This is a genomic window from Microbacterium sp. JZ101, from assembly GCF_053903175.1.
In genome coordinates, this window is record NZ_CP096400.1 from 1,510,437 (window position 1) to 1,532,043 (window position 21,607).

Here is a 21,607-nt window from a genome sequence, read left to right on the forward strand (position 1 = left end):
GGTGGTCTCCGCGCGTTCACACGCCGCGCGCACGACGGTCGCCGTCCGTTCACCGCGGGCGGCGACGCTCATCGCGTGACGCGCTCTCGTGCCCTCCGCCGGAACCGCTCCCTCGCTCTCCTCGCGCTCGCCGCGGCCCTCCTTCCCGCGTGCGCGACGCCCGCGCCATCCAGCGCCGTCGCCGCGCCGGCCGACGGCGACATCGTCATCGACGAGGTCGGCGCCGGGACGCCGGACGACCCCGCCGCGAGCTTCTTCGAGCTGCGCAATCTGTCGCCGCACGCGGTCGACCTGAGCGGATGGCGCGTGCACCGCTGCACGGGCGACGGCACGCGCCTCGCGGAGGCCGACCACGAGGTCGACCTCGCTGGCGTCGTCCTCGAGCCCGGCGAGCGGATCACGGTCGGGACGGGCGTCGACGCCGACGTCGCGATGCGCGGGCCCTTCTCGAGCGAGGGGTACGGGCTCGTGCTCGAGGATGCGCGGCGGCGAGCCGTCGACTCCTTCGCGGCGTATCCGTCCGAGCCGTGGCCGACGCAGAGCGAGTGCAGCGCGGCCGGCAACGTCCCGGATGCGCTCGGGGCCGCGCTCGACGAGAGCTGGCAGCGGGTCGCGCGCACGGGCCACCTGGCCGCCGACTTCGTGCGCACTCGCGCGACGCCGCGTGAGGCCGCCGCGCCCGCCGTCGAGCCGGCCGAGCCGCGGGCGCTCATCTCGGAGGTCGCGAGCGCGGGCCCCGGCGGCCGTGACGACGACCTCGTCGAGCTGCGCGCCGTCGCCGACGTCGACCTCTCTGGCTGGGCGCTCTACCGCTGCACGCGCACGAACGCGCTCACTCCGGAGACGCTGCAGGCGCGGTTCGCGGACGGGACGGAGCTGCGGGAGGGCGAGCGCCTGGTCGTGGGCGGCCCGGGATTCCGCGGCGACGTCGACATGCGGACGACGACCTCGCTCGCCGACACCGTGTCGGGCGTGCTCCTCGTCGATGCCGAGGGCGCACGCGTCGACGGCGTGAGCGTCTCGAACCACGCCGACACGGCCTGCCAGACGGGCGACGCGAAGCTGCCGTCGGTCCTCGACCACCTGCGCGGCGAGAGCTGGCAGCGGCACGAGGAGACGGGGGAGTTCCTCATCGCCCCGCGCACGCCGGGGCGCGAGAACGCGACGGCCGACGACCGCCTCGAGACCGCCTTCGCGTACGGCGAACCCGGCGTCGCGCTGAGCGAGGTCGCGACCGACCCGGAGCTGCCGCGCGCCGAGCGGCACAACCTCGTCGAGCTCGCGAACTACGGCGACGCCGTCGTCGACCTGAGCGGATGGCGCATCCGCGCGTGCGCGCCGGACGGCTTCCGCGAGCGGACGCCGCTCATCGAGGTGCCGGCCGGCGTCCGGCTCGCGCCCGGGCAGACCTGGCTCGCGGCGCTCGAGGGCACCCGCGCCGCGCAGGGCGCCGACGCGGTGTATGCGACGGCCCTCGGCTACCAGGGATCGGGCGTGTGGATCGAGGACGCTGCCGGAGAGCGCGTCGACAGCGTCGGCATCTTCCACCGCAACGAGCAGGACGCGTCGAACGACGTCGTGAGCCCGTGCACGAAGGGGCTCGCCCTGTCGACCTTCGGAGTCGACCGCCTGGCCGGCGAGACCTGGCAGCGCGTGGGCTTCACGGGCGACGATGCGAACGACTTCCGAGGCGGGCCGTCGAGCCCGGGCGCGCTCGACCTCCACGACGAGACGCCCGTCGGAGAGCTCACAGCCGAGGCTGCGCTCCGGATCGCCGCGGCCACGCCGGCCGATGGCGCACGGGCCGCTCGCGCGGTCGCGGCAGCGGCGGATGAGCCGCAGGCCGTCGACGGCATCGATCCGGTCGTCGCCCGCGCCTTCACCGGAGCGAGCGAGGGCGGGGCCCTCACGGCCGAGGCAGCGGCGGGGGAGCGGCCCGCCGCGCTCGAGACGGCGCGGCTCGCGGCGAGCGACGACGGATGGGCCCACCCCTACATGCGGTTCGAGCTCGCGCGAGCTGCCGACGGGACGGCCACCTGGTCGGGCGAGGTCGCCGGTCCGGCCCCCGCGCGGCTCTCGGCATGGGCCGCCGGGCGCTGGCACGCTATCGACGAGGAGGCCGCCGCTGACGACGGCACGGTGACGCTCTCCGGCACGCTGCCCGAAGGGACCACCGGCCTGCTCGTGCAGGTCGTGCCGAGCGGCCCCGCCATCGCGGACGCCGCCGACGGTCTCGCCGCTCCCGGCACCTACGACTTCGCCGTGAGCCACCTCACCGACACGCAGTACCTCAGCGAGGCCCACCCGGAGGTGTACCGCGAGCAGACGGCGTGGATCGCGGCGAACGCCGGGCCGCGCGACATCGCGTTCGCCGTCCACACGGGCGACCTCGTCCAGAACTGGGTCGACCCCGACCAGGGCGAGGAGCGTGCGCGTCGCGAGTTCGCCGTCGCGTCGGCGGCCCAGGGCGAGCTCGACGCGGCGGGCATCCCGAACAGCGTCCTCCCGGGAAACCACGACAACAAGCGCGGAGCGACGAACGATCTCTTCAACGAGCACTTCGGCCCGCACCGCTACGCCGATGCCCCCTGGTACGGAGGGTCCATCGCCCCCGATGACGGCAGCGCGAACTGGACCTCCTTCACCCGCGAAGGGGCCGAGTTCATCGTGCTGTCTCTGCCCTACGCGTACGCCGAGCGCGAGCTCGCGTGGGCGGAGCACGTGATCGCGGAGCATCCGCGCGCGAACATCATCGTCGCGACGCACGAGCATCTGCTCCCTGAGGACGCCAGCGGCTCGGCCGAGCGGGCGACCGAGAACAGGTGGGTCTCGCGCGCCGACGAGCTGTGGGAGCGCATCGTCGCCCCGCACCGCAGCGTCGTCCTCGTGCTGTCGGGCCACTATCACGGGCTCGCCCGCATCGAGACGGATGACGCGGGCGGCATCCCCGGCCACGACGTCGTGGAGATCCTGGGCGACTACCAGGAGTTCCGCACCGAGACGGGGATGCGCGCGACCGGCTTCCAGCGGCTCCTCCAGGTGTCGCTCGCGACCGGAGAGATCGCCGTCGACACGATCTCGGTGACCCTCGGGGAGCACGCGAGCGCGCCGTTCGACTACCCGCAGGCGGTGGCCGACGACGGCCGCGAGACCACGCTCGCGGCCGATCGGCCGTGGCGGATCGTCGAGGCCGGCGTCCAGGGGCGCTATGACGTCGCCGACGACGACTTCCGCGTGTCCGTCGGCCTGCAGTACCCGAAGGGGCTCGCCACGAGCGGCCTCCGCATCGCGGCGCCGTGAGCCGATAGCCTGGGCTCATGCCGTCCCGCGACGATGACGCCCTCCGCTGGGAGGGCGACGACGACCCCACGCTCGACGCGCGCTCCGAGACCGCGGCCGAGCCCGGCGAGAAGGCCGCGCCGGACGCACCCGGCGAGAAGGATGACCCGTCTGTCCTGCCGGCGGGATGGCGCGCCGTCGGGAAGGGGCGGGAGGCCGTCACGACGGCGGACGCCGGTGACGAGGCCGTCCCGCTCGGGAACGTCGCGCTCGTCTCGCTCGGCGTGATCGGCGGCGTCTACCTCCTGTGGACGATCGGATGGTTCCTCGGAGCGACGCGCCTGCGCGAGCGCATCGAGCAGAGCACGAACGCGGTGGCGGACTTCATGTTCCAGGGCAGCATGTGGCTCGCGATCGCGTCGCCCCTCCTGTGGTTCGCGGTGACCTGGCTCGGCACACGCCGCGCGCCGCTCTGGCGGCGCTTCGCGTGGCTCGCCGCGGGAATCGTGCTGCTCGTGCCGTGGCCGTTCGTGATGGTGGGGGTGGTCGGACAGTGACCTCGACGACGCAGGAGCGCAGGACGCCGGGATGGCTCGTCGCGGTCGTCGCCGGGGTATTCGCCCTCCTCTACGCCTATGCCGTGTGGAGCGCGATCACCTACCTCGTGACGCTCGTGCAGACCACCTCGGCGCAGGGCATCTCGCTGTCGGCCGTCGCCTGGGTCGTGCTGCTGCTCGCGGTTCTCGTGCCGATCGCGGCGTTCGCGATCGCCTTCGGCCTGGGTCGCACACGGGGGATCGGATGGCTGGCCGTCGCGCTGCTCGCGGGTCTCGCGGTCACGGCCGTGTTCTGGCTCGACATGCAGGCCTTCACGTCGAACCCGTCGAACCTCTTCTGACCGGCCCCCGCGTCGCCGGATGACGCGCCCGGCGAGAGCAGGGCGCGCGGCTCCGATAGAGTGGTCGCCGTCGCGCCCCCACGGCGTGTGGCGCGTCGAATCCGCTCCCGCGCGCCCGCGCCCATCCGCATCGAAGGATCCATCCGTGCCGAAGCCCGTCGTGCTCATCGCCGAAGAACTCTCTCCCGCAACGATCGAGGCGCTCGGCCCCGACTTCGACATCCGCAATGTGGACGGCACCGACCGCCCCGCGCTCTTCGACGCGCTCGCGGACGCCGACGCCATCCTCATCCGCTCGGCCACGAAGGTCGACGAGGAGGCCCTGGGCCACGCGAAGAAGCTCAAGGTCGTCGCCCGCGCCGGCGTCGGCCTCGACAACGTCGACATCAAGGCCGCCACGACCGCCGGCGTCATGGTCGTGAACGCGCCGACGTCGAACATCATCTCGGCCGCCGAGCTCACGTGCGGTCACATCCTCAGCCTCGCCCGCCACATCCCGGCGGCGCGCGCCTCGCTGGGCGCCGGGGAGTGGAAGCGCAGCAAGTACACGGGCGTCGAGCTCTTCGAGAAGACGCTGGGCGTCGTCGGCCTCGGCCGGATCGGCGCCCTCGTCGCCGCGCGGATGCAGGGCTTCGGGATGCGCGTCGTCGCATACGACCCGTACGTCACGAGCGCGCGTGCCCAGCAGCTGGGCGTCGAGCTGCTCAGCCTCGACGAGCTCGTCGCGCAGGCCGACTTCCTGACGATCCACATGCCGAAGACGCCCGAGACGACGGGCATGATCGGCGCCGAGCAGCTCAAGGCGATGAAGCCGACGTCGTACGTCGTGAACGTCGCGCGCGGCGGCCTCATCGACGAGGACGCGCTGTACGACGCGCTCGTGAACGGCGAGATCGCGGGCGCCGGCCTCGACGTCTTCACGAGCGAGCCGCCGACCGACACGAAGCTCACGGCCCTGCCGAACGTCGTCGTCACGCCGCACCTCGGGGCGTCGACGTCGGAGGCGCAGGAGAAGGCCGGCATCTCGGTCGCGAAGTCGGTCAAGCTCGCGCTCGAGGGCGACCTCGTGCCCGACGCCGTCAACGTCGCCGGCGGCGTCATCGACCCGTTCGTGCGCCCCGGGATCGCGCTCGTCGAGAAGCTCGGCCAGGTCTTCAGCGGTCTCGCCACGTCGGCGCTCACGAGCCTCGACATCGAGGTGCGCGGCGAGCTCGCCGACTACGACGTGAGCGTCTACCGCCTCGCCGCGCTCAAGGGCATCCTGTCGAACGTCGTGAGCGAGAACGTCTCGTACGTGAACGCCCCCGTCTTCGCCGAGCAGCGCGGCATCGAGACGCGCCTCATCGTGGAGAAGGAGAGCCCCGAGTACCGCAACCTCACGACGCTGCGCGGTGCGCTGTCGGACGGCACGGTGCTCACGGTCGCGGGGACGCTCGCCGGCACGCGGATGGTGCAGAAGATCGTCGGCATCAACGGCCACGAGATCGAGGTGCCGATCGAGAAGCACCACATCGTCATGCTCTACACCGACCGCCCCGGCATCGTCGCGGTCTACGGCCAGAAGTTCGGCGAGGCCGGCATCAACATCGCGGGCATGCAGATCGCGCGCCGCTCGGCCGGCGGCCAGGCCCTGTCGGTGCTCACGGTCGACTCGCGCGTCCCCGAGGACCTGCTCGCCGAGGTCGGCGAGGCGATCGAGGCGACGGTCATCCGGCAGATCGAGATCGCCGAGGCCTGACCCCGGCGCACCGGCGGGGGCGTTCGCGCGTGCTCAGGCGCGCGTCGCCCCCTCGACGAGGCGGATGAGCGCCTCCAGAGCCTCGCCGGTGGGGACCGGGCTCGGAACGTCGTTGAGCAGAGCGGAGTTCACGTACAGGCCGTCGCTCAGCAGGAGCACGAGCTCGAGGGCGGCCTCGTCGCGCACGTGCGGGCGGATGGCGTCTGCCCACGCATCCCGGAGCTCGGCGAGGGCGCCGCGCGCGAGGGCGTTGCCGCCGTGCGCGAGGCGGCCGACCGCCGAGATCGCACGGTCGAACGGCCCGCCGACGTGCGCGGAGGTCGCGATGTAGTACCAGATCGGCCCCTCGGGTGCGTCGTGCAGGGCCGCCATGTCGTCGGCCGCGAGCAGCCGGAGCCGGTCGACGAGGCCCGCATCGAGCGCGTCCCGCGAGCCGAAGTGGTAGAGCAGACCGCCCTTCGACACGCCCGCTCGGCGCGCGACCGCCTCGAGGGTCGCCGCCCTCTCGCCCTCCTCGAGGAGGATGCTCTCGAAGGCGTCGAGGACCTTCTCTCTGGCGTGGGGCGGGCGGCTCATGCAGACGAGCCTCTCACACGGCGCGCGCTGCCCAGGGCGTGCACAGCCATGGCAGTTACTGTACCATCTGGACGGTACAGTAATTGAGACAGGCGGATGAGATGACGACCGGCACGACGACCCAGCCCACGACGACGCAGCGCGCCGGATGGCGGGCATGGGCCGCGCTCGCGGTGCTCATGCTCCCCGTGCTCCTCGTGTCGATCGACAACACGATCCTCAACTTCGCGCTGCCCGCCATCGCGAAGGAGCTCGAGCCCACGAGCGCCGAGCAGCTCTGGATCATCGACGCGTACTCGCTCGTGCTGGCGGGGCTCCTCGTGACGATGGGATCGCTCGGCGACCGGTTCGGGCGCCGCCTGCTGCTCCTCACCGGCGCGATCGGGTTCACGGTCGTCTCCGTCCTCGCGGCCTTCGCCCCGACAGCCGGATGGCTCATCGCGGCGCGCGCCGTCATGGGCCTGTTCGGCGCGACCCTCATGCCGTCGACCATGTCGCTCCTGCGCTCGCTGTTCCCCGAGCGCAACCAGCGGCGCATCGCCGTTGCCGTGTGGGCCGGCATGTTCTCCGCGGGCGGGGCGCTCGGCCCGATCGTCGGCGGCTTCCTCATCGAGCACTTCCCGTGGCAGAGCGTGTTCCTGCTCGCGGTGCCCATGCTCGTCCTCATGCTCGTGCTCGCCCCGCTCTTCGTGAGCGAGAGCCGCGATCCGAACCCCGGCCGGATCGACCTCCCGAGCATCCTGCTCTCGATGCTCGCGCTCGCGCCCCTCGCCTACGGCATCAAGGAGATCGCCGTGCACGGTCTCGCCGGCGGCGCTCCCGTCGTCATCGGCGCCCTGTTCGGATGGCTCTTCGTGCGCCGGCAGCTGCGGATGACGCAGCCGATGCTCGACATGTCGCTGTTCGCGCGGGCCGGGTTCAGCGGCTCGATGCTCGTGAACCTCTTCAGCGTCATCGCGATGGTGGGCTTCCTCTACTTCGTGTCGCAGCACCTGCAGATGATCGTCGGCCTGAGCCCGATGATCGCGGGCCTCGCGCTCCTGCCCGGCGCCCTCACCTCGATCGCCGGCGGCTTCATCGTCACGCCGATCGCGCGGCGTGTGCGCGCGTCGATCGTCATCCCGTCGGCGCTCCTGCTCTCGCTCGCGGCGTACCTCATCGTGGCGCTCGTCGGCGCACACGACGTCGGGATGCTCGTGCTCGGGTTCGCGCTCCTCGGCGCGGGCATCGGCGCGGCCGAGACCGTGTCGGGGGAGCTCATCCTCGCGAACGCTCCCGCGGAGAAGGCGGGCGCCGCGAGCGCCGTCTCGGAGACCGCGTACGAGCTCGGCGCCGTGCTCGGCACATCCATCCTCGGCGGCATCCTCACGTGGTGGTACCGCTCGACCCTCGTCGTGCCGGAGGGGATCCCCGCGGAGCTCGCGCTGCATGCCGAGGAGACGCTCGCCGGAGCGATGAACGCCGCGGACTCGGTCGGGGGAGCGGCGGGAGAGGCGCTCCGGTCCGCGGCGGCGACCGCGTTCGACGGCGGCGTGGCGATCACGTCGCTCATCGGCGCGGGGCTCGTCGTGCTCGCGATGGCGATCGCGGCGACTACCCTGGGAGGACGCCGGGAGCACGCGTCGCACTGACCGGAGCCCCGGCGGATGCCGAGACATCCGAAGGAGAGCAATGCCCCGCGTCGTGAAACTGGCCGTCATCCCCGGTGACGGGATCGGCCCCGAGGTCATCGCCGAGGCCGAGAAGGTGCTCGACGCCGTCACCGCGGGCGGCGACGTCGTCTTCGAGAAGACCCGCTTCTCGCTCGGAGCGGGCCGCTACCTCGAGACCGGCGACACGCTCACCGACGACGACCTCGACGCCATCAAGGCGCACGACGCGATCCTCCTCGGCGCGGTGGGCGGCACGCCCGGCGACCCGCGGCTCGCGGGCGCGAACATCGAGCGCGGCCTGCTCCTGAAGCTCCGCTTCGCGCTGGACCACTACGTGAACCTCCGCCCGTCCAAGCTCTACCCCGGGCAGGACGGCCCGCTCGCCGAGCCCGGCGACATCGACTTCGTCGTCGTGCGCGAGGGCACAGAGGGTCCGTACGTCGGCAACGGCGGCTCGATCCGCCGGGGGACCCCGCACGAGGTCGCGAACGAGACGAGCGTGAACACCGCGTTCGGCGTCGAGCGCGTCGTGCGCTACGCGTTCGCGCTCGCCGAGCGCCGCAGCCGGCGCCTCACGCTCGTGCACAAGACGAACGTGCTCGTCAACGCGGGCCGCCTGTGGCAGCGCATCGTCGACGAGGTCGCGCGGGAGCACCCGGACGTGGCCGTAGACTATCTGCACGTCGACGCCGCGACGATCTTCCTGGTCACGAACCCGGGTCGCTTCGACGTCATCGTCACCGACAACCTCTTCGGCGACATCCTCACAGACCTGGCCGGCGCCGTCACCGGTGGCATCGGACTCGCAGCCTCGGGCAACATCAACCCCGACGGCGACTTCCCCTCGATGTTCGAGCCCGTGCACGGCTCGGCCCCCGACATCGCGGGCACCCAGCAGGCCGACCCGACCGCGGCGATCGGCTCCATCGCCCTCCTGCTCGACCACCTCGGCCTGCAGGACGCGGCCGATCGCGTGTCGCGCGCGATCGAGGACGACATCGCCGCCCGCACGGGCGAGAAGCGCTCGACCGCCGAGATCGGCGACGCGATCGCGTCTCGCCTGAAGGCCTGACACCCACCGACGCGCAGACAGGAATCCGCACATGACGACCACCGACACCACGCTCCCGTCTCTCGACTTCGCGGTCACGAAGAACCTCGCCGCCGTCTCGCCCGCCCAGCGCGCCGAGCTGCTCGAGAACCCGGGCTTCGGCACGATCTTCACCGACCACATGGTCGACATCTGCTGGTCGGTCAAGGGCGGCTGGCACCGTCCGCGCGTGCAGCCCTTCGGTCCGATCAGCCTGTCGCCCGCCGCCGCCGTGCTCCACTACGCGCAGGAGATCTTCGAGGGCCTCAAGGCCTACCGCCACGCCGACGGCGGGATCTACACGTTCCGGCCCGATCAGAACGCGCGCCGCATGCAGCGCAGCGCGCGCCGCCTCGCGATGCCCGAGCTTCCGGAGGAGTACTTCCTGCAGTCTCTGCGCGAGCTCATCGCGGTCGACGGCGCCTGGGTGCCCGAGAAGGCCGACCAGACGCTCTACCTGCGCCCGTTCATGTTCGCGAAGGAGGCGTTCCTCGGCGTCCGCCCCGCGCACAAGTACACGTACTGCCTCATCGCGAGCCCCGCCGGCTCGTACTTCACGGGCGGTGTGAAGCCGGTCAGCATCTGGCTGAGCGAGAACTACGCGCGCGCCGCGAAGGGCGGCACGGGCGCCGCGAAGACCGGCGGCAACTACGCCTCGAGCCTCCTTCCTCAGGCCGAGGCGTACGAGAAGGGGTGCGACCAGGTGGTCTTCCTCGACGCCGACGGGAACGTCGAGGAGCTCGGCGGCATGAACATCGTCTTCGTGAAGAAGGACGGCACGCTCGTCACGCCGGCGTCGGACAGCATCCTCGACGGCATCACCCGCAACTCGCTCCTCGAGCTCGCGGCCGATCGCGGCCTCGCGGTCGAGCGCCGCGCGGTCTCGCTCGCGGAGTGGCGCGACGGCGTCGCGTCGGGCGACATCACCGAGGTGTTCGCGTGCGGCACGGCAGCGGTGGTCACGCCGATCGGCGCGCTCAAGGGCGAGGGCTTCGAGGACGCCCAGCCGCTCGGCGAGCTCGGCCTCTCGCTGCGCGAGGAGCTCACCGACATCCAGTACGGGCGCCGCGAGGACACGAAGGGGTGGCTGTACCGCCTCGACGCCTGAGCGCCCGCTCGCCGCGACGCCCGCCCGGGATGCCCGGGCGGGCGTCGCGCATCACCGTCCGTTCACCTGCGGACGGCACCCTGTCGGGATGATGCGCCGCGCCGGGTTCCGTCGAGACATCCAGGGGCTCAGGGCCATCGCCGTGCTGGCCGTCGTGGCGCAGCACGCGGGCGCGACCTGGGCGCCGGGCGGGTTCATCGGCGTCGACGTGTTCTTCGTCGTGTCGGGCTTCCTCATCACCGGCCTCCTCGTGCGCGAGCTGGCGGAGACCGGCCGCATCGACCTGGCGGCGTTCACGGCGCGCCGGGCGCGCCGCATCCTCCCCGCGGCGCTCGTCGTGGTCGTGCTCACGGTCGTCGGCGCGTACGGGATCGTCTCGCCCCTCCGGCGGGAGACGCTCCTCGCCGACGCGGTCGCCTCGGCCCTGTTCGTGCCGAACTACGCGTTCGCCGTGCGCGACGCGGACTACTTCGGCGACGAGACGCCGTCGCTCTTCCAGCACTACTGGTCGCTCGGAGTCGAGGAGCAGTGGTACCTCGTCTGCCCGGCTCTGCTGCTCGCCGCGTGGGCCGTCGGCCGCAGACTCGGGGGCCGGCGCGGTGCGCGCCGGGCGGTCGCTGTCGCGCTCGGGATCGTCCTCGTGGGGTCCCTCGCCGCGGTCGTCGCCCTCACGCCCGTGTCGCAGCCGTGGGCGTTCTTCGCGCTCTGGACGCGCATGTGGGAGTTCGCCGTCGGCGCGCTCATCGCGCTCGTGCCCGCCGCCGCTGTCGCGCGCATCCCCGGACTCGTGCGCGCCGCGCTCGGCTGGGCGGGCCTCGCCGGCATCCTCGCGGCGATCGCGCTCATCGGAGAGTCCTCCGCGTTCCCGGGCGTGCTCGTGCTGCTGCCTGTCCTCTCGACCGGCGCGGTCATCCTCGCGGGGATCGGGCAGGACGCGCCCCCGCGGGGGAGCGCGGGTGCCGTGATCGGCAACCGGCCGTTCGTCTTCGTCGGCGAGATCTCGTTCTCGCTCTATCTCGTGCACTGGCCGCTGATCGTGGCCGGCGCGCTGCTGGCGCCCGGCCTTCCCTGGCTTCCCGCGGCGCTCGGCGTCGCGAGCATCCCCGTCGCGTGGGCCCTGTTCCGGCTTGTGGAGCAGCCGACGCGCCGCGCGCGGGTGCTCGTCGATGCACGGCCGCGTCGGACGCTCCTCTCGGCGGCGGGCGCGACGGCGGCCGTCGCGCTGGCCGCAGGGACCGCGCTGGCCGTGGCGCCCGAGCCCGCGCTCGCGACGCAGACGCGGGTCGCCCACGCCGAGCCGGCCGTCCCCCCGGAGGTCACGCCCGTCGTCCCGGCCAACCTCGAGCCGGGGCTCGCGGACGCTCCCGACGACGAGTCGGAGGTGTACGACGACGGATGCAACCTCGGCTATCAGGAGGAGCGCCCGCGCCCGTGCTCCTTCGGCGAAGGGGACGAGCGGATGGTCCTCTGGGGTGACTCGCACGCCGCGCACTGGGTCCCGGGGGTGCTCCGCGCCGCGGAGGAGCGGGGGATGGCGCTCACGACGCACACCAAGAGCCGCTGCTCGTCGGCGCTGGCGCGCCACGTGCTCGACGGCAGCGCGTTCGGTGCATGCGACCGCTGGCGCAGCACGGTGCTCGACGAGCTCAGGGAGGATCCGCCGGAGGTCCTCGTGCTCGCCAACTACGCTGACGAGAAGGTGCCGGACGGCATCGACGCAGAGCAGGCGTGGCGAGACGGGCTCCGCGAGGTCGTGGACGCGCTGCCCGAGACGCGCGTGCTCCTCCTCGCCGACACGCCGGATCTCGGCACGAGCCCGCTCGACTGCCTCGCGATGAACCTCGAGCACGCGGCCGTGTGCGCGGTTCCCGAGTCAGAGGCCGTCCGCGGGGCGGGACGCGACGCGGTGAGGGAGGTCGCCCGCGAGACGCGCGCGGAGGAGATCGACCTCCTGCCGTACTTCTGCGCGCCCATCGACGGCGCCGCCTCCGAGGAGCCCTCCTGCGCGCCCATCCTCGGCGGGCTGCTCGTCTACCGCGACTCGCACCACCTCACCGCGACCTTCGCGGAGGCGATGGGCGGCGCCCTGGCCGAGGCGATCGACTCCGCGGTGGACGGTCGTGGATAGGCTGGCAGGGTGAAGATCGCGCGGTTCAGCCACAACGACGCCATCACCTACGGGATCGTCGACGGGTCGGAGCTCGTCGTGCTCGCGGGAGACCCGCTGTTCGCGGGGTTCGAGACCACGGGAGCGCGCGTTCCGGTCACGGACGTCGCGCTGCTCGCGCCGGTCATCCCGCGCTCGAAGGTCGTCGCGGTCGGGCGCAACTACCGCGATCACGCCGCGGAGCTCGGCAACGACGTCCCCGCCGAGCCGCTGCTGTTCCTCAAGCCGAACACCTCGGTGATCGGGCCCGGCGACGCGATCGTCCGGCCGCCGCAGAGCTCCGACACGCAGTACGAGGGCGAGCTCGCGATCGTGATCGGGCGCATCGCGAAGAACGTGCGAGCGGAGGACGCCCTCGATGTCGTGTTCGGATACACCATCGCGAACGACGTGACGGCACGCGACCTGCAGCGCAGCGACGGGCAGTGGGCGCGCGCCAAGGGCTTCGACACGTTCTGCCCGATCGGTCCCGCGATCGAGACCGAGTTCGACCTCGCGCAGGGCTCCCTCACGACCCGCCTCAACGGCGAGGTCGTGCAGGAGGCCCCGCTGTCGGACATGATCTTCGACGTGCCGACGATCATCGCGCACGTGTCGGCGGCGTTCACGCTCCTCCCGGGCGACGTCATCCTCACCGGCACGCCGGCGGGAGTCGGCCCCTTCCAGGCCGGCGACACGGTCGAGGTCGAGATCCCGGGCATCGGGCTGCTGCGCAACACCGTGCGCGACGCGTGACATGACCGCCGTCACGGCTCCCGAGGAGGTCGCGCGGATCCAGGGCCGCGTCGTCCGCGTGCTGGCGCTCGGCCAGGTCCTCGGCGGCGTCGCCTTCGGCGCCACCGTCTCGCTCGGGGCTCTCCTCGCCGCCGACATCTCCGGTCAGGAGTCCCTGTCGGGGTTCGCGACCGCGTCCGTCACCCTCGGGGCCGCGCTGTGCGCCATCCCGCTCGCTCGACTCGCCGCCGCTCGCGGCCGCCGCACGGCGCTGACCCTGGGCAACCTCTTCGCCCTCGTCGGCATCGCGATCGTCGTGACGGCGGCGGCACTGCGCGTCTTCCCGCTCCTCCTCGCGGGGGTCGTGCTCATCGGCGCGGGCAACGCGGGCAATCTGCAGTCCCGGTTCGCGGCGACCGACCTCGCCGCGGGCGAGCGCCGCGGACGCGACCTCGGCACGGTCGTCTGGGCGACGACGGTCGGCGGCGTGCTCGGGCCGCTGCTGCTGACGCCGGGAGAGGCGCTCGGCCGGCTGGTCGGCATGCCGCCGCTCACCGGCGCGTACCTCTTCTCCATCGTCGCGCAGGCGGCCGCGCTCATCCTCTACCTCGTCGCACTGCGCCCTGATCCGCTTCTGCTCGCCCAGCGGATCTCGCGCGACGCCGCGGGAGGCGCGGCGCCGCCGGTCGACGCGGACCGCCCCCTCGCGGCGCGCTATGCGATGTTCGCCGTGGCCGCGTCGCATGTCGTGATGGCGTCGGTCATGGCGATGACGCCCGTGCACCTCCAGCATCTCGCGCACGCCGGGCACGGCGGGGCCGCGGGCGCGAACGAGGCCGTGACCCTCCTCGTCGGCACGACGATCGCGCTCCACGTCCTCGGCATGTACGGGCTGTCGCCCGTGTTCGGCTGGCTGGCCGACCGCTGGGGCCGCGTCGCCGTCGTCCTCCTGGGCCAGGGGGTCCTCGCGTGCGCGCTGCTGCTGGCGACCTTCGGGTCAGACGTGCAGGGCATCGTGATCGTCGCGCTGTTCCTGCTCGGGCTCGGCTGGAGCGCGGCCACGGTGGCGGGCGCGGCGCTCCTCACCGAGAGCACGCCGGTCGACCTCCGCCCGCGCCGGCAGGGGATCGGCGACACGCTGATGACCTCGTCCGCGGCGGTCGGCGCCGTTCTCGCGGGCGTCGTCCTCGGGCAGTGGGGCTACGGGGCGCTCGCGCTCGTCGCCCTCGTGCTCGTCGCGCTCACGACCGTGCTGTCGCCCCTCGCGCGGCGCTGAGCGCTCACGGGCCACCGGGCGCCGCGAACTAGACTGGACGGGATGTCTGCTCCCGATCCCCGCACCACGACCGCCACCGGCGCCGACGTGCGCGTGCGCTTCTGCCCGTCGCCCACCGGCCTCCCTCACGTCGGCCTCGTCCGCACGGCCCTGTTCAACTGGGCCTACGCCCGTCACCACGGCGGCAAGCTCGTCTTCCGCATCGAGGACACCGACGCGGCCCGCGACAGCGAGGAGAGCTACCAGCAGCTCCTCGACGCGCTGCGCTGGCTGCGCATCGACTGGGACGAGGGCGTCGAGACCGGCGGGCCGCACGCGCCGTACCGGCAGTCGCAGCGGCACGACATCTACCGCGAGGTGCTCGACAAGCTCATCGCCGCGGGGCTCGTCTACGAGAGCTTCTCGACCGCCGAGGAGATCGACGCCCGCAACGAGGCCGCCGGCCGCGCCAAGCAGCTCGGCTACGACAACCACGACCGCGACCTCACGGAGGAGCAGAAGGCCGCCTTCCGCGCCGAGGGCCGCCAGCCCGCGCTGCGGCTGCGCGTTCCCGACGAGGACCTCACGTACGTCGACCTCATCCGCGGCGAGGTGACCTTCCCGGCCGGCTCGTTCCCCGACTTCGTCATCGTGCGCCCGAACGGCGTCCCGCTGTACACGTTCGTGAACCCCGTCGACGACGCGCTGATGGGGATCACCCACGTGCTGCGCGGCGAGGACCTCATGCCGTCGACGGCCCGTCAGCTCTCGCTCTACCGCGCGCTCATCGACGCGGGCGTCACGACCTTCATCCCGCGCTTCGGGCACATGCCGCTCGTCCTGGGCGACGGCACGAAGAAGCTCTCGAAGCGCGACCCCCGCGCCGACCTGTTCCTGCAGCGCGAGAAGGGCATGATCCCCGAGGGGCTGCTCAACTACCTCGCGCTGCTCGGCTGGTCCATCGGCCCCGACCGCGACGTGTTCTCGCTCGAGGAGTTCGTCGCCGCGTTCGACATCGAGGACGTCAACCCGAACCCCGCGCGCTTCGACCAGAAGAAGGCCGAGTCGATCAACGGCGACCACATCCGGATGCTCGCGCCCGACGACTTCGCCGAGCGGATCGTGCCGTATCTCGCGCAGGCGGGCCTCGTCGACGCGACCCCGACCGACGACCAGCGCGCGCTGCTCGCGAAGGCCGCGCCGCTCATCCAGGAGCGCCTTCCGCTTCTGGGCGACGCCCCCGGCCTCCTCGGCTTCCTCTTCTCGGACGAGGTCGCGTACGACGACGATGCGCTCGCGGGGCTTCCCGAGAACGCGGGCGTCGTGCTCACGGCGTGCGTCGGGGCCCTCGAGGTCGTGCCGGAGGCGGAGTTCACGGCGCAGGGCATCCAGGACGCGCTGAGCGGCGCGCTCGTCGAGAATCTCGGACTCAAGCCGCGCGTCGCGTACGGCCCGCCGCGCGTCGCGATCACCGGGCGCCGGGTCTCGCCGCCGCTGTTCGAGTCGATGGAGCTGCTCGGCAAGGCCGAGTCGATCCGGCGCCTGAGCGCCCTCGTCCAGAAGCTCGGCTGAGCGGACGCGCGCCGCGTCACCCGGTGACGCGGCGCGCGAAGGCGAGCGCGGGGGACAGGACGACGTCGGGGTCGTCGAGCCCCTGCCACAGGTGGCCCGCCCCCGGCACGAGCTGCAGCGTCGCGTCGGCGCCCGCGGTCACGAGCGCGGCGTGCAGCGCCTCGCTCTGCGCGGCGGGCACGGCCGTGTCGGCGAGCCCGTGCGCGATGTGGAACGGCGGCGCGCCGGGCGCGACCTGACGCGCGGGGCTCGCGGCACGCGCGCGCTCGGGGAGGTCGGCCACGGCGCCGCCCAGCAGCGCCTCCTCGCGCGTCGGGCGCTCATCCGACGCCGCAGGTGCCGGGAACGAGACGAGGTCGCTCGGGCCGTACCAGTCCACGACCCCGCGCACCGCGCCATCCGAGAGCCCCGCGAGCGCCGCGAGGTGCGCGCCCGCCGACTCGCCCCACAGGACGATGCGCGTCGCGTCGACCGCGAGCGCGCCCTGGTGCTCGCGGAGCCATGCGAGCGCTGCCGCGACGTCGTCGAGCGGCGCGGGGAACACCGCCTCGCCGCTCAGACGGTAGTCGATCGAGGCGACGGCGAACCCGTCGGCGACGAGTCGAGGGAACCCGTGCTCGGGGGCGAACGTCGGGCACATGACCCGGCGGCTTCCGACGCGCCAGCCGCCGCCGTGCACGAACACGATCAGCGGGGCGCCGTCGGCCTCGGGCCGATGCAGGTCGAGGGAGAGCGGCCGGAACCCGGGGCGCGTCGCGTAGACGACGTCGCGCAGCGTCCGCTCAGTCGAAGAGCTCATAGCCCTCGACGAAGTTGACGTCGTTCTCGGCGCCCGCGGCCGCCAGCCGCTCGAACGGCGGGATGTGGAAGCGGTCGGGCTCGGGGATCCCGGGGATGTCGGTGGGGGCGCCGACCGCGCGGAAGAAGTCGGTGAAGGGCGCGCTCGTGACGCCGAAGATCCTGCCCGTGCGCTCGATGCGATACGAGTGGACCGTGCCCTTCGGAACGAACCCGAAGCCGCCCGCCTCGAGGATGCGGGTCTCGCGGAAGCCGTTGCGGTCATCCATCCAGAGGCGGATGGCGCCCTCGAGCACGAAGAAGGTCTCGTGCGTGAGCGCGTGGTAGTGCGCGGGCACCGGACGCCCGGGCCGTCCCTCCGTCACGAATGCGTCGAACTGCCCCTCGTTCTGCGTTCCCGTCGTGAGGAGCGTGAAGAGCTGGTCGAACATGACGAGCTTGTCGCCCCGCACCTCGTCGAGGAAGTACGGGGCGGGCGCGCCGGGCAGGGCGCTCGGGATGGCGGGGGCGGTGTCGGACATGGACGACCTCCTTGTCGAGGGGGGAAGGGACGCGTTCAGCCTCGCGCGGGGCGCGGCCGTGCGTCCACGTGGAAGAGGCGCACGCGCATTAGCCGCGGGCTAACATCGACCCATGAACGTGTCGGCGACGCAGCTGCGCTACTTCGTGACGGTCGCCGAGCACCTGCACTTCGGCCGTGCCGCGGCGGCCCTCCACATCTCGGGCCCCACGCTCAGTCAGCAGATCGCGCGCCTCGAGTCCGTGGTCGGCGCGCGGCTGTTCGACCGGACGCCGCGGTCCGTGGCGCTGACCGAACGCGGCCGGGCGTTCCTCCCGCTCGCGGTGGAGGCGGATCGCGCGCATCGGGCGGTGGAGGCGTGGGCGTCGGAGTCGGCAGGGGGTGGCACGCTGCGCGTCGGCGTCGTCGCGGCTGGCGCGGGCCCGATCGTGAGCCGTGCGCTCGCCGAGCTCGTGGCAGCGGACGCCGACCTCGACGTCGAGCTCGTGCGGCTGGGCTTCTTCGCGGGGGCGCAGGCCCTGCGCGACGGCGTCGTCGACGTCGTGATCGCCCCACCGTCCGGCGCGAGGGAGGACGGGGTATCGTCCGAGCAGATCGCGACCGAGCCGCGCGTGCTCGTGCTGCGCGACGACCATCCGCTCGCGGCACGCGACAGCGTGCGCATCGCGGAGACCGACGACCTCCCGTTCGTCGTGGTCGGAGCCGCGGAGGGGCCGGTGCGCTCGTGGTGGCTGGTCGACCCGCGGCCGAGCGGCGTGCGCCCGCGCGTCACCGCTGTCGCCGACGACGTCGAGGGCCTGCTGGAGCTGTGCGCCGCGGGGATCGGCGTGAACATCGCGGCGGCCTCCGTCGCGACGCACTATCGGCGCCCGGGGATCGTGTGCGTGCCGATCGTCGACATCGATCCGGTGCCCATCCTCGCGAGCCGGCGGGCCACCTGCGTCTCGGCCTCGGTCGACGCGTTCCTCGAGGTCGCACGCCGCGTCGCGTGAGCGACACGCCATGGGGAACGCCCCGGTTTGGACGCCCTCGCCGGTTCGGGTAGAGTAGACCCTCGGTACGGCCCAGGCCGGAAACCTCTTGGGGTATGGTGTAATTGGCAACACGGCTGATTCTGGTTCAGTTGTTCTTGGTTCGAGTCCAGGTACCCCAGCTCTGAAGAACCCCCGCTCCGGCGGGGGTTTTCTCGTCGTACGGTGGTGCCTCACATGCTCCTGGTGTGGGTTATCGGCCAGAAAGAGTGGATGGGTCGGGTGTGTCATCCTCGTCCTGCCCACCCAGAGCGGGCCCAGAGGCCTTCGGTGGCGTCGAGGCCTTGCCCGTAGAGGGTGGGGGTGATCTGGTCGTCGTGGCGGGGTTCGGGTCGGGTTTCGGGAGTGATCGGCTGGGCGAGGTCGAGGGCTTGTTCGAGCGGGAGCTCTCGGGTCGCGAGGAACCACTCGACCGCGCGGCGGCGGTGTTCCTCGGTCATGCCGCGGTGGCGGCGCAGGAGATCGCGGATGCGGGCGTTGAGGCTTTCCAGCGCGGAGGTCGTGCGCGGGTTGCCGTAGGTGATGTGGGTGAACAGCACGTCGTTGCGGACAACGAGGCGCACCAGCAGCCAGGCTTTGCGGAGCCGGTCGTGGGTGAATCCGAATCGGCCGTTCTTGAGCAGGGTGCGTTCCCGGGTGAGGTGCCCGAAGGTCTGCCACCACTTCTCGAGCCGCAGCTGCCAGTCGATCGCGGCCTGTTCGTCGAGGATGTCGCTGAGGTCCATGACCAGGCGTCGTAGCGCTCGGCCGGCGTTCGTGCGCGGGTTGCGGGTGAGATGACGGGTGATGTTCATCTGGAGGTGGAACAGGCACCGCTGGTGCTTGGTCTCGGGCCAGGCCTGTCGCAGTGCCGAGGGGAGTCCGGAGCCGCCGTCGGAGACGAGGATCCCCGGGGCGGGGACCTGATCGAGCAGAGCGGTCCATGCGGCGGTGGTCTCGCGGGCGCACCACTGCCAGGCCAGGACGCGTCCGGTGTCGGAGAGCGCGATGAGCAGACACCAGGTGCCGATCCAGATGCCGTCGACGAGGACGGCGTGGTAGATCGTCTCGGCCGGGCCCAGTCGGGGAGACAGATCCCAGCACCAGGCGGTGCGGCGCCGGAACGATCGACCGGAGGCGGTGCCGTCGGCCTCGGCTTGGGTGGCCTTGCCGATCAGCCACGACACGAACTCCCGCAGCTGCTCCCGCCGGGTCACGTCGGGACGCCGACGGGTGCTGGACGCCCCGCAAGACGGACACCGCCAGCGTTGGGTGCCCGAGCGGTGACGGCCGTTCTTGACGAGCTTGATGCCGCATACCAGACAGGTGGTCGAGTTCGTCGCAAGGCCCACGACTAAGGGTCGCGGACCATAGCGATCCCCGTTCTACCGCGAGATTCCGCGGCTAGATCGAGAACCCATCCACTCCTTTTGGCCTATAACCCCCTGGTGTCGGTGGGCTACGGCAGACGCAGGTCGAGGACGACTTCGAAGGGCGGTCTCGCGCCGACCGCGGACCGCATGACCTCGCGATGCTCCGCATCGATGGCGTGCTCGGACCGCTCGGCGACCGCCTTGGCGCGGTCGGCGTCCTCGCTTTCCATCGCGTAGACGAGAATTGGCCCATCTGCGGTGTCCAGTATCACGGCCTTCTCATGGGTGATGCCTTCGGCAGCGAGGGTCGCCAGCGCTTCTGCGCGACGGGGACCGTCGACCTCTCGGAGCCAGTCCGCGAGACGCTCCCGCTGACCGGGCTCGATCTGGCGGATCACGAGGGAGATCATCTGTGCATCGTACGGTGGAGCGATGAGCACCGTGATCGAGGTCGAGGGAGAGACGTTCCGGGTCGACACGCGAGAGCAGCCTGGCGGACTGCGCTGCGTCGATTTCACCTGGCTCACTGGCCCCGCCGACGGCACCTACGGCTTCACGGTCTCCGGATTGCCGCTGGATCGGATCGAGGAGGAGGCCGCCCTCTTCGTGCGCGCGTTCTTCGCGGAAGACGGCATCGGACCCGCCGACTTCCCGGACTTCGTCGCCGATCGTGCCTAGACTCCGTGCATGCCGATGTCGGACTACGTCGCGTCCATCCGCTCCCGCATCGGGACCGACCTCCTGCTGCTTCCCGGCGTCACGGCGGTGATCCGCGACGATGACCGCTTCCTGCTGGCACGGCATCGTCACTCGGGGCTCTGGAGCCTGATCGGAGGCGGTGTCGAGCCGGGGGAGGAGCCGGCCGCGGCGCTGCTGCGCGAGGTCCTCGAGGAGACAGGTGCGCGAGTCCGCGTCCGCGGCATCGTCGGCGTCTACGGCGGCGAGCCCATGATGGTCACCTATCCGAACGGCGACCAGGTCGGCTATGTGACGACCGCGTTCGACTGCGAGCTGCTCTCCGCGGCGACCCCCGACCTCGAGGAGATCCTCGAGCTGAGGTGGTTCCCGCGGGACGCGATCCCATCGCTCCCGCGTCGCGACTGGATCGACCGCGTCATCGCGGACGCGCCCGGCGGCTCCTCTTCCTCCTGAGGCGGTCTCCGCCCGGTCAGGCGCCGAGCCGGTCGTCGAGCTGCGGCACGGGTCCCGTGCGCGGTTCCGGCACGATCTCCGCCGTCGCGACGGGCAGTGCGCTGACCCGTGCGGACGCACCCGGCGCTCCTCGCCTGCGGGCACGCCGCTCGCGTGCCTCCGGCGAGAAGAGCAGGGCGATGAACCCCGAAAGGGCCAGGGCGAGCAGGCTGAGCGTCATCGCGCCGGCCTGTCCCGGGGCGAGCCGACCCAGCGCGCCGAGGAACGCGATCGAGATGAGCCCGGCGGCGAGCGTGCCGACGACGATCAGCGCCCACCCCTCCGGCTTCATGCCTCCATTCTGTGGCTGCCCGGGCATAACAGCCCGCATTGAACCCGGGTCGCGCGTGACGGTGCGTCAGGCACCGTCGCGCGCGACGATGTGCGCGTCGGCTCCCGGGAAGACAAGCCCCTCGTGGCCGTCCTTCCAGCGCACGAAGAACGGCGGGCCGCCGTCCGGTCCGCGCACCTCCAGGACCTCCGCCTCGCGGCGCGGCTCGCTGTCTGTGTGGCCCTCCACGACGAGGCGATCGCCGGGCTTCACCTGCATCGTCCTCACCTCCGGTTCCGCCGAAGCCGATGTGTCTTCCAGCGTGCTCCGCCGAGGCCTCGTCGGCAAGAGGGGGGCACGTTGCGGGAATACCCCCGGGGGGTATACCGTTGGCG

21 protein-coding genes and 1 tRNA gene are annotated in these 21,607 nt (G+C 72.3%); 15 read left to right on the top strand and 7 right to left on the bottom strand.

What is annotated here, in order from left to right; genetic code table 11:
* Nucleotides 1-75: 75 nt before the first annotated feature.
* The 4 genes from M1D56_RS06970 to serA all read left to right on the top strand — a co-directional run bounded on the left by M1D56_RS06970 (nt 76) and on the right by serA (nt 5,915).
* Complete coding sequence (locus M1D56_RS06970) at nt 76-3,300, top strand: lamin tail domain-containing protein (protein ID WP_456285071.1); 3,225 nt, start codon at nt 76-78, stop codon at nt 3,298-3,300.
* Between the two features lie 17 nt (nt 3,301-3,317).
* A complete protein-coding gene (locus M1D56_RS06975) occupies nt 3,318-3,836 on the top strand; it encodes a DNA polymerase III subunit gamma/tau (protein WP_456285072.1) in 519 nt (172 codons plus the stop codon).
* Nucleotides 3,833-4,177, top strand: coding sequence for a hypothetical protein (locus M1D56_RS06980; protein WP_456285073.1), 345 nt, complete (start codon nt 3,833-3,835; stop codon nt 4,175-4,177). Before M1D56_RS06975 ends, M1D56_RS06980 begins: the two co-directional genes overlap by 4 nt.
* Nucleotides 4,178-4,322: 145 nt before the next feature.
* Nucleotides 4,323-5,915, top strand: a complete 1,593-nt coding sequence (gene serA, locus M1D56_RS06985; RefSeq protein WP_456285074.1) for a phosphoglycerate dehydrogenase — start codon at nt 4,323-4,325, stop codon at nt 5,913-5,915.
* A 33-nt stretch (nt 5,916-5,948) separates the two neighbouring features.
* Here serA and M1D56_RS06990 read toward each other — a convergent pair whose 3' ends face one another.
* On the bottom strand, nt 5,949-6,491 hold the full coding sequence (locus tag M1D56_RS06990; protein ID WP_456285075.1) for a TetR/AcrR family transcriptional regulator: 543 nt from the start codon (nt 6,489-6,491) through the stop codon (nt 5,949-5,951).
* Between the two features lie 101 nt (nt 6,492-6,592).
* Here M1D56_RS06990 and M1D56_RS06995 point away from each other — a divergent pair, with 101 nt between their 5' ends.
* The 7 genes from M1D56_RS06995 to gltX all read left to right on the top strand — a co-directional run bounded on the left by M1D56_RS06995 (nt 6,593) and on the right by gltX (nt 16,049).
* A complete protein-coding gene (locus M1D56_RS06995) occupies nt 6,593-8,122 on the top strand; it encodes an MFS transporter (RefSeq protein ID WP_456285076.1) in 1,530 nt (509 codons plus the stop codon).
* Nucleotides 8,123-8,162: 40 nt separating this feature from the next.
* Nucleotides 8,163-9,215, top strand: a complete 1,053-nt coding sequence (locus M1D56_RS07000) for a 3-isopropylmalate dehydrogenase (protein ID WP_456285077.1) — start codon at nt 8,163-8,165, stop codon at nt 9,213-9,215.
* A gap of 31 nt (nt 9,216-9,246) precedes the next feature.
* A complete protein-coding gene (locus M1D56_RS07005; RefSeq protein WP_271171648.1) occupies nt 9,247-10,341 on the top strand; it encodes a branched-chain amino acid aminotransferase in 1,095 nt (364 codons plus the stop codon).
* Nucleotides 10,342-10,429: 88 nt separating this feature from the next.
* Entirely contained in the window at nt 10,430-12,469 is a 2,040-nt protein-coding gene (locus M1D56_RS07010; RefSeq protein ID WP_456285078.1) for an acyltransferase family protein, read from the top strand.
* A gap of 9 nt (nt 12,470-12,478) precedes the next feature.
* Nucleotides 12,479-13,243, top strand: coding sequence for a fumarylacetoacetate hydrolase family protein (locus M1D56_RS07015; RefSeq protein WP_271171650.1), 765 nt, complete (start codon nt 12,479-12,481; stop codon nt 13,241-13,243).
* A 1-nt stretch (nt 13,244) separates the two neighbouring features.
* Entirely contained in the window at nt 13,245-14,498 is a 1,254-nt protein-coding gene (locus M1D56_RS07020) for an MFS transporter (RefSeq protein WP_271171651.1), read from the top strand.
* Between the two features lie 42 nt (nt 14,499-14,540).
* On the top strand, nt 14,541-16,049 hold the full coding sequence (gene gltX / locus M1D56_RS07025; protein ID WP_271171652.1) for a glutamate--tRNA ligase: 1,509 nt from the start codon (nt 14,541-14,543) through the stop codon (nt 16,047-16,049).
* 16 nt (nt 16,050-16,065) lie between these two features.
* On the opposite strand, the gene M1D56_RS07030 is transcribed toward gltX, so the two are convergent.
* Together M1D56_RS07030 and M1D56_RS07035 are read right to left on the bottom strand one after the other, a co-directional pair.
* Nucleotides 16,066-16,848, bottom strand: a complete 783-nt coding sequence (locus M1D56_RS07030; RefSeq protein ID WP_456285079.1) for an alpha/beta hydrolase fold domain-containing protein — start codon at nt 16,846-16,848, stop codon at nt 16,066-16,068.
* Nucleotides 16,832-17,368 (bottom strand): quercetin 2,3-dioxygenase, encoded by a 537-nt coding sequence (locus M1D56_RS07035; protein WP_456285080.1) that lies wholly within the window; start codon nt 17,366-17,368, stop codon nt 16,832-16,834. The genes M1D56_RS07030 and M1D56_RS07035 overlap by 17 nt, the downstream gene beginning before the upstream one ends.
* 112 nt (nt 17,369-17,480) lie before the next feature.
* Here M1D56_RS07035 and M1D56_RS07040 point away from each other — a divergent pair, with 112 nt between their 5' ends.
* The gene (locus M1D56_RS07040) at nt 17,481-18,359 is read left to right on the top strand and encodes a LysR family transcriptional regulator (RefSeq protein ID WP_421075710.1); all 879 of its coding nucleotides are present in this window, start codon (nt 17,481-17,483) and stop codon (nt 18,357-18,359) included.
* A gap of 89 nt (nt 18,360-18,448) precedes the next feature.
* Nucleotides 18,449-18,520 (top strand) — tRNA-Gln (locus M1D56_RS07045).
* A 105-nt stretch (nt 18,521-18,625) separates the two neighbouring features.
* On the opposite strand, the gene M1D56_RS07050 is transcribed toward M1D56_RS07045, so the two are convergent.
* Both M1D56_RS07050 and M1D56_RS07055 read right to left on the bottom strand, forming a co-directional pair.
* The gene (locus M1D56_RS07050) at nt 18,626-19,729 is read right to left on the bottom strand and encodes an IS1249 family transposase (protein WP_456285081.1); all 1,104 of its coding nucleotides are present in this window, start codon (nt 19,727-19,729) and stop codon (nt 18,626-18,628) included.
* A 107-nt stretch (nt 19,730-19,836) separates the two neighbouring features.
* A complete protein-coding gene (locus M1D56_RS07055; RefSeq protein WP_456285082.1) occupies nt 19,837-20,160 on the bottom strand; it encodes a DUF6176 family protein in 324 nt (107 codons plus the stop codon).
* 22 nt (nt 20,161-20,182) lie between these two features.
* On the opposite strand from M1D56_RS07055, the gene M1D56_RS07060 reads away from it, so the two are divergent.
* On the top strand, nt 20,183-20,428 hold the full coding sequence (locus M1D56_RS07060; protein WP_456285083.1) for a hypothetical protein: 246 nt from the start codon (nt 20,183-20,185) through the stop codon (nt 20,426-20,428).
* Between the two features lie 9 nt (nt 20,429-20,437).
* Nucleotides 20,438-20,902, top strand: coding sequence for an NUDIX domain-containing protein (locus M1D56_RS07065; protein ID WP_456285084.1), 465 nt, complete (start codon nt 20,438-20,440; stop codon nt 20,900-20,902).
* Between the two features lie 16 nt (nt 20,903-20,918).
* Here M1D56_RS07065 and M1D56_RS07070 read toward each other — a convergent pair whose 3' ends face one another.
* Nucleotides 20,919-21,233 carry a hypothetical protein gene (locus M1D56_RS07070; RefSeq protein WP_324011510.1) on the bottom strand — a complete coding sequence of 105 codons (315 nt, stop codon included), beginning with the start codon at nt 21,231-21,233 and terminating at the stop codon, nt 20,919-20,921.
* Nucleotides 21,234-21,299: 66 nt separating this feature from the next.
* Nucleotides 21,300-21,491, bottom strand: a complete 192-nt coding sequence (locus tag M1D56_RS07075) for a DUF1918 domain-containing protein (protein WP_456285086.1) — start codon at nt 21,489-21,491, stop codon at nt 21,300-21,302.
* Nucleotides 21,492-21,607 lie beyond the last annotated feature (116 nt).

What these genes read in the sequence shown, in the direction of transcription:
- M1D56_RS07065 (WP_456285084.1), top strand. Translation starts at nt 20,438, where the DNA reads ATGCCGATGTCGGACTACGTCGCGTCCATCCGCTCCCGCATCGGGACC.
- gltX (WP_271171652.1), top strand. Translation starts at nt 14,541, where the DNA reads ATGTCTGCTCCCGATCCCCGCACCACGACCGCCACCGGCGCCGACGTG.
- M1D56_RS06995 (WP_456285076.1), top strand. Translation starts at nt 6,593, where the DNA reads ATGACGACCGGCACGACGACCCAGCCCACGACGACGCAGCGCGCCGGA.
- M1D56_RS07070 (WP_324011510.1), bottom strand. Translation starts at nt 21,233, where the DNA reads ATGAAGCCGGAGGGGTGGGCGCTGATCGTCGTCGGCACGCTCGCCGCC.
- M1D56_RS07075 (WP_456285086.1), bottom strand. Translation starts at nt 21,491, where the DNA reads ATGCAGGTGAAGCCCGGCGATCGCCTCGTCGTGGAGGGCCACACAGAC.
- M1D56_RS07040 (WP_421075710.1), top strand. Translation starts at nt 17,481, where the DNA reads ATGAACGTGTCGGCGACGCAGCTGCGCTACTTCGTGACGGTCGCCGAG.
- M1D56_RS06990 (WP_456285075.1), bottom strand. Translation starts at nt 6,491, where the DNA reads ATGAGCCGCCCGCCCCACGCCAGAGAGAAGGTCCTCGACGCCTTCGAG.
- M1D56_RS07010 (WP_456285078.1), top strand. Translation starts at nt 10,430, where the DNA reads ATGATGCGCCGCGCCGGGTTCCGTCGAGACATCCAGGGGCTCAGGGCC.
- M1D56_RS07035 (WP_456285080.1), bottom strand. Translation starts at nt 17,368, where the DNA reads ATGTCCGACACCGCCCCCGCCATCCCGAGCGCCCTGCCCGGCGCGCCC.
- M1D56_RS06975 (WP_456285072.1), top strand. Translation starts at nt 3,318, where the DNA reads ATGCCGTCCCGCGACGATGACGCCCTCCGCTGGGAGGGCGACGACGAC.
- M1D56_RS07000 (WP_456285077.1), top strand. Translation starts at nt 8,163, where the DNA reads ATGCCCCGCGTCGTGAAACTGGCCGTCATCCCCGGTGACGGGATCGGC.
- M1D56_RS07055 (WP_456285082.1), bottom strand. Translation starts at nt 20,160, where the DNA reads ATGATCTCCCTCGTGATCCGCCAGATCGAGCCCGGTCAGCGGGAGCGT.
- M1D56_RS07005 (WP_271171648.1), top strand. Translation starts at nt 9,247, where the DNA reads ATGACGACCACCGACACCACGCTCCCGTCTCTCGACTTCGCGGTCACG.
- M1D56_RS07060 (WP_456285083.1), top strand. Translation starts at nt 20,183, where the DNA reads ATGAGCACCGTGATCGAGGTCGAGGGAGAGACGTTCCGGGTCGACACG.
- M1D56_RS07020 (WP_271171651.1), top strand. Translation starts at nt 13,245, where the DNA reads ATGACCGCCGTCACGGCTCCCGAGGAGGTCGCGCGGATCCAGGGCCGC.
- M1D56_RS07030 (WP_456285079.1), bottom strand. Translation starts at nt 16,848, where the DNA reads ATGAGCTCTTCGACTGAGCGGACGCTGCGCGACGTCGTCTACGCGACG.